Here is a 14,117-nt window from a genome sequence, read left to right on the forward strand (position 1 = left end):
GTCCTCCTCGGTCGAGGACGCCTCGGGCGCCCGGCTCCCAGCGTAACGGCCTCCCCCGACGCCGCCGGCGCCCAGGACCCCGCGGCCCCCGCGGCCGACGGGTCGGCGGACGGCGCGTGGCCCGCGACGGCGTGTCGGCGCCAGAGCCGCACGCCGCCCGAGTCGTCGACGACGACCGCGGCGTCGCCGTCGAGATCGGTCCTCGTGACCTCGGCGCCCGCCTCCTCGACCATGTCGAGAGCCTCTCGTCGCGGGTGCCCGTAGCTGTTGTCGGCACCGACCCCGACGAGCCCGACCGAGGCCCGGGCGGCCGCGTAGAGACCCGCGTGCTGGTCGGCGGATCCGTGGTGGGACACCTTCACGACGTCGACGCCCGAGAGGGTCCCGCCCGACGACGAGAGGAGGCGACGCTGCGGCGCCTCGGCGAGGTCGCCGAGGTCGAGGAGCGACAGGCAGCCCGTCCGACAGCCGGGCAGCGGCCGCCACAGGGTGACGACGCTCGCGTCGTTGCCCGCCGCGTCCGCCCGGACCGGCCAGAGCACGGACCAGCCGAGCTCGCCGAGGACTCCCCCCACGCCGACCGCGACCTCGACGACCTCCGCACCGCCGCCGGCCAGGTCGTCGACGACACGCTCGTCGTCGGGGCTCGCGGTCGGCCCGACCAGGGCACGGCCGACTCGTCCCGTGACCACGTCGACGGCTCCGACGTGGTCCGCGTCGAAGTGCGTGAGCACGAGGAGGTCGATCCGGTCGACCCCGAACCGGCGGAGGCAGCCGCCGAGCGCGGCCTCGTCGTCGCCGACGTCGACGAGGGCCACCTGGCCCTCGCTCCGGACGAGGACAGCATCGCCCTGCCCGACGTCGCACTGGGCGATCGTCCAGTCGGCAGGGACGGCGCTGCGCTCCCCCGTGCGGACGCCCACGACCGCACCGGCGCCCACCACGAGCGCGCCCGTGAGCAGGACGACGACGACCCGCCGCAGCCGCCCGCCCGGCCGGGCGAGCACCGCCCCGGCGACGAGGACGGTCAGAGCAGCCAGGAGCACGACTCCCGTCGGCCCGCCGGGCCAGTCCACCCGGGCGAGCGGCCAGGACGCCACGGAGCGGGCGACCGCGCCGATCCACGTGGCCGGCACCCACGCGGCCCGTGCGACGAGCTCGGCCGGGCCCGGAGCCCAAGAGGCGGTGGCGCACACGACGAGGCCGCCCACGGTCGCCAGGGGCGCCGCGGGCTCGGCCAGCACGTTCGCGACGACGCCGTGCACGGCCACCCGGGGGTCGAGGAGCAGCAGCACCGGCTGGCACGCGAGCTGCGCGGCGACGGGCACGGCCAGCACGGCCGCCACCGGGCGCGGCAGGAACCAGGCGAACGCGTCGGCGAGGGGCGCCGCGAGCACCACGAGACCCGCCGTGGCGAGCACCGACAGGGCGAAGCCGAGGTCGCGGGCCAGCCAGGGGTCGACGAGGAGCAGGCCCGAGACCGCCAACGAGACGACGGGCAGTCCCGACACGGGCCGACCCGCCGCGAGGTGGACGAGCACGACCAGGGCCATGACCGAGGCGCGGACGATGCTGGGCTCGGGGGTGACGAGCACGAGGAACGCGAGGAGCAGGACCGCCGCGAGGAGGAGGCGCGCCAGCCGCGGTACTCCCAGGGCCCCGCCCACGAGCATGACGAGGGCCACGAGGACGGCGCAGTTCGACCCGGACACGGCGGTCAGGTGCGACAGCGAGGACGCCTTCATGGCCTCGTCGAGCTCGTCGTCGACGGCGGACGTCGCGCCGACGGCGAGCCCGGGCAGGAGGCTGCCGCCGTCGCCCGGCAGCTCCGCGGTCACGCCGCGGAAGTCGGAGCGCACCGAGTCGGCGAGGCCCGCCGCCCCGGACGGCGGCGCCCCGGGGACGACCTGGCCTCGCACGGCCGCGACGAAGGCGACGTCGTCGCCCGGCTCGACCGGGAGGACCGAGACGCGGGCGGACACCTCCTGCCCCACCTCGACGGCCACCCCCTCCGCGACCCTCGGCCCGAGGAGGAGGAACGACGCCCGCCCGCGCCACACGACCTCGTCGGCCACGACGACCTCGCGCACCGTCACCTGCACGGCTCGTGTGCCCGCCGCCACACGGCCCGTCGCCGTGCCGTGCAGCTCGGCGGAGTGGCCCGACAGGGCGACGAGCTCCTCCGGGTAGCGCACGTGCTGCCGTGCGGCCGCACCCGCCAGCACGAGCCCCGCGACGAGCGCCACGAGCGCGACCAACGCCGCGGCGGGGACGACGCGAGACCCCGGCGACCCCGAGGCGCGCTGCCGACCTGAAGCCGACGGCGACGGCGACGCAGACGCCGAGAACCACTCTCGTCGAGCCCGTCGTCCGGCCCCGACGGCGACGAGCAGGGCCGCGGCCCCGACGAGGAGGAGCAGGACGCTCACCGTGACGTGCAGGTCGGGCCTCGGCAGGACCGCGACGAGCACGGCCCACGACGAGCCCGCCGGCGCGGCCCAGCGGACGTCGACCTGAGTCGGCGCCCTCACACGGTGACCAGGGGGCTGAGCTTGGCGAGGGTCTTCTCCCCGATGCCGCTGACCCCCAGCAAGTCGTCCACCGACCGGAACGCGCCGTTCTGCCTCCGCCACTCGAGGATCGCCGCCGACGTCGCGGGCCCTATCCCGGGGAGCGTCTCGAGCGCGGCGGCGTCGGCCGAGTTGAGGTCGACGAGAGCTGCCCCCGGCCCGGACGCGCCGCCGTCCAGCGCGGAGCCGGCACCCGCCCCCGACCCCGCCCCCGCGCCGGCCCCGCCGCCGGGCCCTGCCGCGGCCGCCTCCCCCATCGCCGGCACGTACAGCTGCTCGCCGTCGACGAGGGGCCGGGCCAGGTTGACCGCGCCCTGCTCGGCATCGTCGGCGAAGCCCCCCGCGGCCGCGACGACGTCGACGACGCGTGCCCCCGACGCGAGCTCGTAGAGACCCGGCAGCGCGACCCTGCCGTGCACGTGCACGAAGACGGGCGAGCCGGCTGCCCCGGGTGCCCCCGACGAGTCGGCAGCCCCGGGCGACCCGTCGGCGGGCGTCGGCCGTGACGTGATCGCGGTCTCGCCCGCGCCTCCTCGGGTCGCCGCCGCCGAGATCGCGACGGTGACCGCGAGCACCGCCAGCACGAGCACGACCACGGCCCCGACGCCGAGGCGCCAGCGCGGCCCGCGGGGGGCCGCCGGATCGGGCGCGGAGCGGAAGTCGACGACCATCCCCCGACCGTAGGAGGAGCGGCGGGGCACCCGCAGACGACGACGGCCGCCCTGGGGAACCAGGACGGCCGGTCGGCGGCGGGGAGGAGCGAGTGGGCTACTTCACCGCGATGGCGACGAGGCGCGGCGCCCGCACGACGACGTTCACGATCTGCTTGTCGCCGACCGCGCGCTGCACCGCGGCGGAGTCGCGCGCCAGGGCCTCGAGCTCGTCGGACCCGATCTTGGGCGAGACCTCGAGACGGTCGCGGACCTTGCCGTTCACCTGCACGACGGCCGTGACGCTGGTCTCGACGAGCAGGGTCGGGTCGGCCCGGCGCCAGCCGAAGTGGGCGACGCCCACGCCGTCGTAGCCGAGCAGCTCCCACATCTCCGACGCCGTGTAGGGCGCGAAGAGCGAGAGCCCGAGGGCCACCGTCTCCGTCGCCTCGCGGACCGCGGGGTCGGCGGCGCCGGCGCCGCTGTCGATCGTCTTGCGGACGGCGTTGACGAGCTCCATCAGGCGGGCGACGACGACGTTGTACTTGAACGCCTCGCTGAGCCCGGGGGCCTCGGCGAGGAACCGGTGGGTGACCCGGCGCAGCGCCTGGTCGCCCTCGGCCCACACCACGTCGCGCGGGCTGTCGACGTCGGTCGCCAGCCGGAACGCCCGGGCGAGGAACTTCGCGGACCCGGCCGGCGAGACGTCGGCCCAGTCGATGTCGTCCTCGGGCGGGCCGGCGAAGGCCATCGTCAGGCGGATCGCGTCGACGCCGTGCTTCGCGATCTCGTCGGACAGGCTGACGACGTTGCCCTTGCTCTTGCTCATCTTGGCGCCGTCCTGCAGCACCATGCCCTGGTTCAGCAGGGCGCTGAACGGCTCGGTGAAGTCGACGTGGCCGAGGTCGAAGAGCACCTTGGTGATGAAGCGCGCGTAGAGCAGGTGCAGGATCGCGTGCTCGACGCCGCCCACGTACTGGTCGACGGGGGCCCACTTGCTCGCCTGGGCCGGGTCGAACGCCCGCTCGGAGTCGGTCGGGTCGAGGAACCGGAGGAAGTACCACGAGCTGTCGACGAAGGTGTCCATCGTGTCGGCGTCGCGGCGCGCCGGCGAGCCGTCGCGCGGGTCGGGCACGTTCACCCAGTCGGTCGCGGCGCCCAGGGGCGAGCTGCCCTTGGGCTTGAGGTCGAGGCCCTCGGTCGAGGGCAGCAGCACGGGCAGCTGGTCGACGGGCACGGGCACCTCGACGCCGTCGGCGCCGTGCACGATCGGGATCGGCGTGCCCCAGAAGCGCTGGCGCGAGATCAGCCAGTCGCGGAGGCGGTAGGTCTTCGCGGCCTTGCCGGAACCCGACTGCTCGAGCAGCTCGATCACGCGCTTGATCGCGTTCGACTTGCTCAGGCCGGTGAGCGGCCCCGAGTTCATCAACCGGCCCTCGCCGGTCAGGGCGACGCCGGTCGACGCGGGGTCGAGGTCGGGCAGGTCGTCGGGCAGGATCGCCTGGCCGTCCTCGTCCAGCTGCAGCTTGGGGATGACGCCCGTGACAGGCGCGTTGGTGTCGACGACGACGCGGACCGGCAGGTCGTACTTGCGGGCGAAGTCGAGGTCGCGCTGGTCGTGCGCGGGCACGGCCATCACGGCGCCGTGGCCGTAGTCGGCGAGCACGTAGTCCGCGGCCCAGACGGGCATCGGGTCGCCCGTGACCGGGTTCACCGCGACGCGCCCGAGGGGCACGCCGGTCTTCGGACGCTCGCTCGACTGGCGCTCGATCTCGGTCGCCTTCTGCACCTCGACCAGGTAGGAGGCGAAGGTCTCCTTGACGTCGTCGGTCGCGTCGGCGACGAGCTCGGCCGCGAGGTCGGAGTCGGGCGCGACGACCATGAAGGTGGCGCCCCAGAGCGTGTCGGGACGGGTCGTGAAGACCGTGACCCGCTCCTCCCTGCCCTCGATCTCGAAGTGCACGTCGGCACCTATCGAGCGGCCGATCCAGTTGCGCTGCATGTTCAGCACCTTGGTCGGCCAGTGGCCCTCGAGCTGGTTGAGGTCGTCGAGCAGGCGGTCGGCGTAGTCGGTGATCTTGAAGTACCACTGCGTCAGCTTCTTCTTGACGACGACGGCGCCCGAGCGGTCGGACGTGCCGTCGGCGAGGACCTGCTCGTTCGCGAGCACGGTCTGGTCGACCGGGTCCCAGTTCACCCAGCTGTCCTTGCGGTACGCGAGGCCCTTGTCGTACATCTGAAGGAACAGCCACTGGTTCCACTTGTAGTACTCGGGGTCGCTCGTGTGCAGCACGCGGTCCCAGTCGAACGACGGCGCGTAGAGCTTCATGCTCTGCTTCTGCTGCTCGATGTTCGCGTAGGTCCACTCGCGGGGGTCGACCCCGCGCTTGATCGCCGCGTTCTCGGCGGGCAGGCCGAAGCTGTCCCAGCCGATCGGGTGCAGCACGTTGAAGCCCTGCTGGCGCCAGTAGCGCGTGACCATGTCGCCGAGCGCGTACTGCTCGGCGTGCCCCATGTGCAGGTCGCCCGACGGGTACGGGAACATGTCGAGGATGTACTTGCGCGGCCGCACGTCGTCCGGGTCGACGGCGAAGGGCTTCGCCTCCTCCCAGATCGCCTGCCACTTGTGCTGCAGGCGGGCGGGGTCGTAGGCGCGCTCCGTCTCGCCCTCGGCGGGGGCCGGGGTCTCGGACGCCGGGGTGGTGGACGCCTGGTCGGCGGACGGTGTCGTGTCGTGCTCGTGGGCCACGGGACTCTCAATCGCTGCGGTGGGGAGGCGGACGGCCCGGGGGCGCCCCGAGGGCACACGCGCGGGGCGGTCCGTCGTCCAGGGTAGCGGGCCGACCGTCTCGTCAGGGCACGGGCGGCGCCGGCACGGCGGGAGCCGAGGAGGCGCCCTCCGCGACCGCGTCGAGGGCGCGCAGCAGGGCGGCAGACTTCAGCCGCACCTCCTCGAGCTCGACGGACGGCACCGACGACGCAGTGACGCCTCCCCCGGCGCCGACGCTCGCGCGGCCGGGCCGTCGCGACGTCGCCCGCTCGACGACGATCGACCGGATGGCCATGGCGAGCGAGGCGGAGCCGTCCAGGCCGAGGTGCCCCACGACGCCCGAGTAGACGCCGCGCGGCCGCCCCTCCCAGGCAGCGAGCAGCTGCACGGCCCGGCGCTTCGGCGCGCCGGTCATCGAGCCGGCGGGGAATGCCGTCTCCACGACGTCGAGGGCGGTGCGTCCCGGGGCCAGGACGGCCGTCACCGTGCTCACGAGCTGGTGCACGTGGCGGTAGGACCGCACGGCGAACAGCTCGGCCACCGCGACGGTGCCGGGCGCCGCGACGCGGGTGAGGTCGTTGCGCACGAGGTCGACGATCATCAGGTTCTCGGCGAGCTCCTTCTCGTCGGCGCCGAGCTCGGCGGCGGCGCGGGCGTCGAGCACCGCGTCCGCCGACCGCGGCCGGGTCCCCTTGATCGGGGACGACGAGACCACGCCTGCCGCGTCGACCCGGAGGAACGACTCGGGCGACGCCCCGAGCACCGACGTCGGGCCGATCCGCACGAAGGAGGCGTGCGGGGCCGGAGAGGACCGGCGCAGCCTCCGGTACACGGCCAGGTCGTCCACGTCGCCCCCGACCGTGGTCGTCGTCGTGAGGCAGAGCACGTAGGCGTCTCCCGCCGTGATGGCCTGCTGGCAGCGCTCGACGAGCGCGAGGTAGGCGTCGTCGTCGTGCTGACGCACGGCGGGGCGCGACGGTGCCGTCGCCTCGGCCGGGTGCCCGGGGTCGCCCTCGGGAACGTCGCACCAGGCCGCTGCGACGGCCGACAGCCAGCGGTCGTCGCCCAGGACCGCCGCCTCCACCGTCCTGTCGCCGTGGTCGAAGACCAGCGCGCGGTCGGTCAGCAGCAGCGCGAGGTCGGCGGGGGCGTCGGGGTCGAGCGGGAGCCCGGCCGTGACCGAGGGAGGCGCGCCCCGGCCCACGCCGACGGTCGCGTCCCGGTCGAGGAGCCAGGTCCCGACGCCGTAGCCGAGCCAGCCGGCGGGTCCGAGCGGATCGGCGTCGCCTCGGGGATCGGCGAGGACGGCCCGGAGCTCGGTCCACGCGACGGCCAGGTCGTCGGGGCCCGTCGCCGTCAGCGCCGGGCCCCAGGCGACGACCGAGCGCCCTGACGAGGCGCCGGGACCCGCGTCGGTCCACACGACGTCCCCGCTGCGGGCGAGGGCGAGCACGACGGCCTCCGGGTCGCGCCACGAGAGCGGACGACGGTGGACCGGGAGGCGCATACCCTGAGTGTATGAGCCCCGGCGAGACCCTCCTGTGGCGCGGGGGCGAGCTCGCGTCGTCGCCCGCGGAGTCGACGGGACCGTCAGCCTCGACGGCGTCGAAGGCGTCGACGGCTGAGCAGCCCACGGCGTCGACCCCCGACGTGCTCGTCGCCGACTCGTGGCTCGTGCTCGACGGCGCCGTCCGCGCCCTCGACGTGCACCGGGACCGTTTCACGTCGTCCGTGACGGCCACGGGCCTGGTCGCCGACGACGACGTCGAGGCCTTCTGGGGCGCGGTGGTCGACCGCCTGCCGCGGGACGGCGCCTGGTTCCCCCGCGTCGAGCTGGTCCGCGCCGCCGCCGGGGCACCCGAACTGCGGGCTCGACTGCGGACCGCTCCCGACCGCACGAGATCGGTCCGGGTGGCGACCGCGGCCCGCGACCCCCGCACGTCACCCCTCGTCAAGGGCCCCGATCTCGCCGCTCTCGGGGACGTCCGGGCGGAGGCCGCTTCTCGCGGAGCGGAGGAGGCGGTGATCCTCTCCCCCGAGGGCCACGTGGTCGAGGGCGCGTGGAGCTCGCTCGTCTGGTGGCGCGGCGACTCCCTCTGCACGCCGGCCGACGATCTGCCCCGCCTGCCCGGGGTGACCTCGCGCACCGTGCTCACCCTCGCGGCCGTGCTCGGCGTCGACGTGCTGCACGACCGGACGACGCCGGCGGAGCTCGACGGCGCCGAGATCTGGTCGCTCAGCGCGCTGCACGGCGTCCGCATCGTCTCCGGGTGGGTCGACGGCCCCTCCCCGGCGGAGCAGCCTGGGAGGCTCGCCACGTGGCAGGCCCGCCTCGACGCCCTGCGTCGCCCGCTCCCGGCGAGGTCCTGACCGGCCTGCGAGACCAGGGGGCTCACGACCTGCGGGACCAGGGGGCTCCCGACCGGCGGTGCATAGGATCGGCCGGGTGGACGACGTGCTGACAGGACTCCTCGACCTCGTGCAGTCGGTCGACCCGCTCCTCCGGACCCTGCTCGCCGGGCTCGCGATGATCCTGGAGACGAGCGTGCTGCTCGGGCTGCTCGTGCCCGGGGACACCGTGGCCGTGGTCTCCGCGACCGCGGTGGTCGGCCCGGTCGAGTTCGCCTCGCTCGTCGTCGCCCTCGTGCTCGGCGCCCTCACCGGCGAGAGCATCGGCTTCGCGCTCGGGCGGCACTTCGGCCCGGCGATCCGGCGCAGCCGTCTCGGCCGGCGCCTCGGCGAGCACAACTGGGCCAGGGCCGAGAACTACCTCGCCCGGCGCGGCGGCATCGCCGTCTTCGTGTCGCGTTTCCTGCCCGTGCTGCACTCGCTCATCCCGCTGACCGTGGGCACCAGCCCGATGCGCTACCGGACGTTCCTCGCCTGGACGACGCCGGCCTGCCTCCTCTGGGCGACGGCGTACGTGTCGGTGGGCGCGGCCGCCGCCGGCAGCTACCGGGAGCTCGCCGACCGGCTGCACGGCGCCGGCTACGTCTTCGTCGGCATCGTGGTCGCGTTCGCCGTGGTCGTGCTGCTCGTCAAGCGGCTCGTGCACCGGCGCGAGGAGAAGCACATGACCCATCCGGACGACGACGCCGTCTGACGACGGAGGGGCCGGCACGTGCGTGCCGGCCCCTCCTCTGCTCGCCGCTGGTCAGCCGACGAGCCCCTTGCTCTCGAGGAAGTCCTTGGCGATGGTGCCCTCGGACTCCTTGTCGGTCTGGCTCTTCGAGTTCATCTCCTGCAGGTCGGCCGAGGTCAGCGCCGCGTCCACCGCGTCGATGATGTCCTGGGCGCCCTGGTCGACCTTGTCCGAGACGATCGGCACCACGTTCTGCGGCAGGATCATGTTCTCGGGGTCGTCGAGGGTGACGAAGTCGTTCTCGACGATCAGCGGGCTGGCCGAGTAGAGGTCGGCGATCTGGACGCTGCCGTCCGACAGCGCCTTGGCCGTCAGCGGGCCGCCTCCGTCGTCGATCGGGGTCGAGGTGACGTCGACGCCGTAGATGCTCTTCAGGCCGGGAGGGCCGTAGGGACGGTCGACGTTCTCGGGCGGGGCGCCGAGGGCGATCGAGCCGGAGTAGTCCTTGAGGTCGGCCAGGCTCGTGATGCCGTTCTCCTCGGAGAACTCCTTCGTCACGTTGTAGCTGTCCTGGTCCGTCGCCTCGGCGGCGGTGAGGCTGGTGAGGCCGTCGGGCAGCGCGTCGGCGAGGGCGGACTCCACCTCCTCGGGCGTCTTGGCCGTCGTCTCGGCGTCGTAGAACTGGAGCAGGTTGCCGGAGTACTCGGGGAACACGTCGATGCTGCCGCCCTCGAGCTCGGGCAGGTACACCTCGCGCTGGCCGATGTCGTACTGACGGTCGACCGTGTAGCCGCCGTCCTCGAGCGCCTGGGCGTAGAGCTCGGCGACGATCTTGTTCGAGTAGTACTGCTGCGAACCGATCACGAGGGCGTCGGAGGACGACGCCGTGTCGTCGGAGCCGCTGCTGAGAGGGTCGCTCGACGAGCACCCTGCCAGGGCCACCACGGCCCCGATCGCGACTGCGCCGAGAAGGGTGAGCCGGCCTTTCTTCGCTGTGTTGTTCACTGTGTTCCTTCCTGGAGGGGTGTTGCGGTGCCCGGGGCGCGTCGGGCGACGCGCGCGCGGGAGTCGGTGGGGCGCCCGGCGGTGACGCCGGCCGGGACGACGAGTCGCTGCACGACGGAGAAGACGACCTCGAGGGCCACGGCGAGGGCGATCACGAGGATCGAGCCGGCCAGCATCGTGCCGTAGTCGTTGGCGCGCAGACCGGTGATGATGTAGCTGCCGAGGCCGCCGGAGCCGACGATGGTCGCGAGCGTCGCGGTCGCGACGACCTGGAGCACGGCCGAGCGGATCCCGCCGATCAGCAGGGGCAGCCCGAGGGGAACCTCGACGCGCGTGACGATCTGCCACTCGGTCATGCCGACGGCACGGGCGGCGTCGACGGTGGAGCGGTCGACGGCCTCGAACCCCGCGTAGGCACCGGCGAGCACCGACGGGATCGCGAGGATGACGAACGAGATCATCGGGGCCGTGAGGCCGATGCCGACCCAGCCGGCGATGAGCGTGATGACGCCGAAGGTGGGCAGCGCCCGGGCTCCCCCCGACACGGCGACGGCGATCGCACGCCCCCGACCGGTGTGGCCGATGGCGAAGCCGACGGGGATCGCGACGATCGACGCCAGGGCGACCGCCACGACCGAGTACCAGAGGTGCTCGCCGAGGCGGGTGGGGATGCCGTTCGGGCCGCCCCAGCTGCTGCCGTCGCCGATGAACGCGAAGGCCTCTGCGAAGAAGTTCACGAGCGCACCGCCTCTCGGCGAGACGACTGGGGCGAGGAGGCGCCGGTCTCGGACGAGCGGGCGGACGAGCGCCTCGAGGAGGCGCGGCGCGGCGTGCCGGGACGGCTCCACGGCATCAGCGCGCGGCCGAGGAGGACGAGCATCCCGTCGAGCACGAGCGCCATGACGATGGTGATCACGATGCCCGCGAGGATCTCCTCGGGGATGTCCCGCTGGAAGCCGTCGATGAAGAGCAGCCCGAGGCCGTTCACGCCCAGCACGCCGCCCACGGTGGCGAGGCTGACCGTGCTGACGACCACGACCCGGAGGCCGGCGAGCATGACGGGGCCGGCGAGGGGGAACTCGACGCGCCAGAAGCGCTGCCAGCTCGAGTAGCCCACGGCCGTCGCCGACTGGCGCACGTCGACCTCGACGGCGCCCAGGGCGTCGGCGACCGAGCGGACCATCAGCGCGACCCCGTAGAGCGTCAGCCCGATCACGATGTTGACGGGGCTGCGGAGCGACGTGCCGACGAGGGCGGGCAGGGCGACGAAGAGGGGCAGCGACGGGATCGCGTAGAACAGGCCGGCGACCGTGAGGATGCCGCGGGACACGCGGTAGCGGTTCGCCAGCCAGCCGATCGGCAGCGAGATGACGAAGGCGAGGACGACCGGAGGCACGCTGAGGGCGAGGTGCACCAGCGTCTTGTCCCAGATGTAGTCGGCGTTCGACCAGATCCAGTTCACGACGCGTGCCCACCCTGCGCCGGGGCACCCGGCGCCGAGACGGCACCGGCCTCGCTCGGGCTGGCCGGTCTCGCGCGCGGCACGGTGCCGGGTGCGGTCAGCACGCCGGTCGTGCGGCCCTCGTCGTCGACGACGACCTGGCCGGTGGCGGTCTGCTCGATGTGCAGGGCCCGCTTGCCCCGGTTCGAGCCGACGAAGTCGGCCACGAAGTCGCTGGACGGGTCGGAGAGGATCTCGGCGGGCGAGCCCTTCTGGGCGATCTTGCCGCCCTTCTCGAGGATGACGACCTGGTCGCCCAGCAGGAAGGCCTCGTCGATGTCGTGCGTGACGAACACGACCGTCTTGTCGAGGTCGCGCTGCAGCCGGACGAGCTCACGCTGCAGGTCGGCCCGGACGAGCGGATCGACGGCGCCGAAGGGCTCGTCCATCAGGAGGATGTTCGGGTCGACCGCGAGGCCGCGGGCGACGCCGACACGCTGCTGCTGGCCTCCGCTGAGCTGGCTCGGCCAGCGGTCAGCGAGCGAGCGGTCGAGGCCGACCGTGTCCATCAGGTCCAGGGCCCGGCTCCGCGCCTCCTTCTTGGAGACGCCCTTGAGCACCGGGACGGTCGCGATGTTGTCGACGACCCGGCGGTGCGGCAGCAGCCCCGAGTTCTGCATCACGTAGCCGATGCTGCGGCGGAGGCCCACGGGCTCGAGGCCGCCGATCTCGTCTCCGTCGATCTCGATCGACCCGCTGGTCGGGTCGACCATCCGGTTGATCATCCTGAGGATGGTGGTCTTGCCGCAGCCGCTCGACCCGACGAAGACCGTCGTCTGACGGGACGGGATGACGAGGCTGAAGTCGTCGACGGCCAGGGTGCCGTCGGGATACTGCTTGGTCACCGAGGTGAACTCGATCATGGGTGGCTCATTCCTCGTGGGCAGCACGAATCGACACTTGCCAGTCCCGACACTGAACCACACGACGACGGATGAGGGCCGTCCCCGCCTCGTCCTCTTCGCAGAACGGACCGTCCGGGGCCCGCCGACGCGTCAGGCGAGGGTGAGGTGCGCCTCGAGGTAGGACTTCGACACACGACGGCACTCGTCCACGAAGCGCGCGTCGCCGTCGCCGCCGGCGAGGAACGCCCGCGCGAGGAGCGAGACGCCGATCTCGACCACGACCTGCACGGCGAGCTCGGAGTCGGCGTCGCGGACGACGCCGAAGCGCTGCTCGAACATCCCGAGCACGGCCTCGGCGAAAGGGCTGAGCGAGGAGGTGGCCTGCGGCGAGCCCGCGTCGGGAGCGTCGCTGAAGCGGATGGCCCGGAAGCCGGGCTCGTTCCGGTAGAGCTCGACCTTGGAGTCGATCACGATGTCGACGGCGCCGCGCCAGTCGGCAGCGCCGTCTGCGTCGAGGGTGTCGGCCACCCGGTTCGTCAAGCGCTGCACGCAGCGCAGCGCGAGGGCGTCGACGACCGCGATGCGGTCGGGGAAGTACCGGTAGACCGTGCCGATGGAGGCGCCGGCCCGCTCGGCGACCATCGCCGTCGTCAGGCGCTCATAGCCGATCTCGTCGATGATCGCGGCGGCGGCGTCGAGGAGGCCGGTGAGCCGTGCGGAGCTGCGAGCCTGCACGGGCTCGTTCCTGAGCAGCGACGAACCCCCGGGCAGTGCGTCGTGGACGTCGGTGACGAGCAAGGGGTTCTCCTTCGTGCGGCGTCGCCGGAGCGACGTGGTGCGTGCGGTGCGGTCCGTGACCGGCGGGTCAGGGTCCTGAGGGGGCGTCAGGGCGACCTCGTCGACCGATGTCGGTCGCAGCCGGGAGAATGGTGCGCATGTGCGGACGATTCGTGATGGCGCGTGCCTCGAGCGACCTGGTGCCCTTGTTCGACGTCGACGTCTCGGGCGACAGTCTCCCAGACCCTTCCTGGAACATCGCTCCGACCCGCCCGGTGACGGTGCTGATCGACGCTGCGCCCCGCGGGGACGACGCGGGCGGGCCTCCCGTGCGCCGCCTCGCCGCCGCTCGGTGGGGCCTCGTCCCGGCCGGCTCCGACGGTCCGGTCGGCCCCCCGGTGTTCAACGCACGGTCCGAGACGGCCGCCGAGAAGCCGATGTTCCGCGGGGCCCTGGCCTCACGGCGGGCCCTCGTGCCGGCGACGGGCTGGTACGAGTGGCAGGCGCTGCCCGACGGGGGCAAGCGTCCCGTCGCGGTGCGGCTCCCCGACGACGAGGTCGTCCTGTTCGCGGCGCTCTACGAGTGGTGGCGCGACCCGGGCGCGGAGGTGGGGTCGCCGTCCCGGTGGCTGCTGTCCACGACCGTGCTGACCCGCGCCTCCTCGGGTCCGCTCGCGGCCGTCCACGACCGGATGCCCGTGCTCGTCGGCGCCGACGTCATGGACGACTGGCTCGACCCGGAGGCCGAGGGCGACGACGACCTGCTGCAGGGCGTCGCGGGGCTGTCCGACGAGATCGCCGCTCGGCTCGTGGTGCACGAGGTCTCCCCCGACGTCGGCTCGGTCGCGAACGACTCCCCCTCCTTGCTGCTGCCCGTGTGAGGCCGTGAGGGCGCACGGTCGGTCGACCGTGCGAGG

At 73.6% G+C, this 14,117-nt stretch carries 11 protein-coding genes and 1 pseudogene; 3 read left to right on the top strand and 9 right to left on the bottom strand.

Features of this window, described 5'->3' with window-relative positions; all coding sequences use genetic code 11:
• Positions 1-692: 692 nt before the first annotated feature.
• From EDF20_RS16175 to EDF20_RS02770, 4 genes and pseudogenes are all read right to left on the bottom strand, one after another.
• Positions 693-2,633: pseudogene (locus tag EDF20_RS16175) on the bottom strand (ComEC/Rec2 family competence protein); the annotation flags it as partial.
• Positions 2,528-3,241 (bottom strand): ComEA family DNA-binding protein, encoded by a 714-nt coding sequence (locus EDF20_RS02760; protein ID WP_133737628.1) that lies wholly within the window; start codon positions 3,239-3,241, stop codon positions 2,528-2,530. The pseudogene EDF20_RS16175 and the gene EDF20_RS02760, both read right to left, overlap by 106 nt.
• A gap of 97 nt (positions 3,242-3,338) precedes the next feature.
• Entirely contained in the window at positions 3,339-5,855 is a 2,517-nt protein-coding gene (gene leuS, locus EDF20_RS02765) for a leucine--tRNA ligase (protein WP_208292582.1), read from the bottom strand.
• Between the two features lie 217 nt (positions 5,856-6,072).
• Entirely contained in the window at positions 6,073-7,497 is a 1,425-nt protein-coding gene (locus tag EDF20_RS02770; RefSeq protein ID WP_133737630.1) for an anthranilate synthase component I family protein, read from the bottom strand.
• Positions 7,498-7,508: 11 nt separating this feature from the next.
• Here EDF20_RS02770 and EDF20_RS02775 point away from each other — a divergent pair, with 11 nt between their 5' ends.
• Both EDF20_RS02775 and EDF20_RS02780 read left to right on the top strand, forming a co-directional pair.
• Positions 7,509-8,360 carry an aminotransferase class IV gene (locus tag EDF20_RS02775; protein WP_133737631.1) on the top strand — a complete coding sequence of 284 codons (852 nt, stop codon included), beginning with the start codon at positions 7,509-7,511 and terminating at the stop codon, positions 8,358-8,360.
• 76 nt (positions 8,361-8,436) lie between these two features.
• The gene (locus tag EDF20_RS02780) at positions 8,437-9,093 is read left to right on the top strand and encodes a DedA family protein (RefSeq protein WP_133737632.1); all 657 of its coding nucleotides are present in this window, start codon (positions 8,437-8,439) and stop codon (positions 9,091-9,093) included.
• Between the two features lie 51 nt (positions 9,094-9,144).
• Here the strand turns inward: EDF20_RS02780 and EDF20_RS02785 are convergent, their stop codons facing one another.
• The 5 genes from EDF20_RS02785 to EDF20_RS02805 form a co-directional block, all read right to left on the bottom strand.
• A complete protein-coding gene (locus tag EDF20_RS02785; RefSeq protein ID WP_133737633.1) occupies positions 9,145-10,077 on the bottom strand; it encodes an ABC transporter substrate-binding protein in 933 nt (310 codons plus the stop codon).
• Entirely contained in the window at positions 10,074-10,814 is a 741-nt protein-coding gene (locus EDF20_RS02790) for an ABC transporter permease (RefSeq protein WP_123547245.1), read from the bottom strand. Before EDF20_RS02790 ends, EDF20_RS02785 begins: the two co-directional genes overlap by 4 nt.
• Positions 10,811-11,539 (bottom strand): ABC transporter permease, encoded by a 729-nt coding sequence (locus tag EDF20_RS02795; protein WP_133737634.1) that lies wholly within the window; start codon positions 11,537-11,539, stop codon positions 10,811-10,813. Before EDF20_RS02795 ends, EDF20_RS02790 begins: the two co-directional genes overlap by 4 nt.
• Positions 11,536-12,441: an ATP-binding cassette domain-containing protein gene (locus tag EDF20_RS02800; protein WP_123546188.1), complete on the bottom strand. Its 906-nt coding sequence runs from the start codon at positions 12,439-12,441 to the stop codon at positions 11,536-11,538. The genes EDF20_RS02795 and EDF20_RS02800 overlap by 4 nt, the downstream gene beginning before the upstream one ends.
• Before the next feature lie 132 nt (positions 12,442-12,573).
• The gene (locus EDF20_RS02805) at positions 12,574-13,221 is read right to left on the bottom strand and encodes a TetR/AcrR family transcriptional regulator (protein WP_123546190.1); all 648 of its coding nucleotides are present in this window, start codon (positions 13,219-13,221) and stop codon (positions 12,574-12,576) included.
• A gap of 137 nt (positions 13,222-13,358) precedes the next feature.
• On the opposite strand from EDF20_RS02805, the gene EDF20_RS02810 reads away from it, so the two are divergent.
• Positions 13,359-14,081: an SOS response-associated peptidase gene (locus EDF20_RS02810; RefSeq protein WP_133737635.1), complete on the top strand. Its 723-nt coding sequence runs from the start codon at positions 13,359-13,361 to the stop codon at positions 14,079-14,081.
• The last annotated feature ends 36 nt before the right edge of the window (positions 14,082-14,117 follow it).

The sequence above is a fragment of the Frigoribacterium sp. PhB116 genome (genome assembly GCF_004364285.1).
Taxonomy (GTDB): domain Bacteria; phylum Actinomycetota; class Actinomycetes; order Actinomycetales; family Microbacteriaceae; genus Frigoribacterium.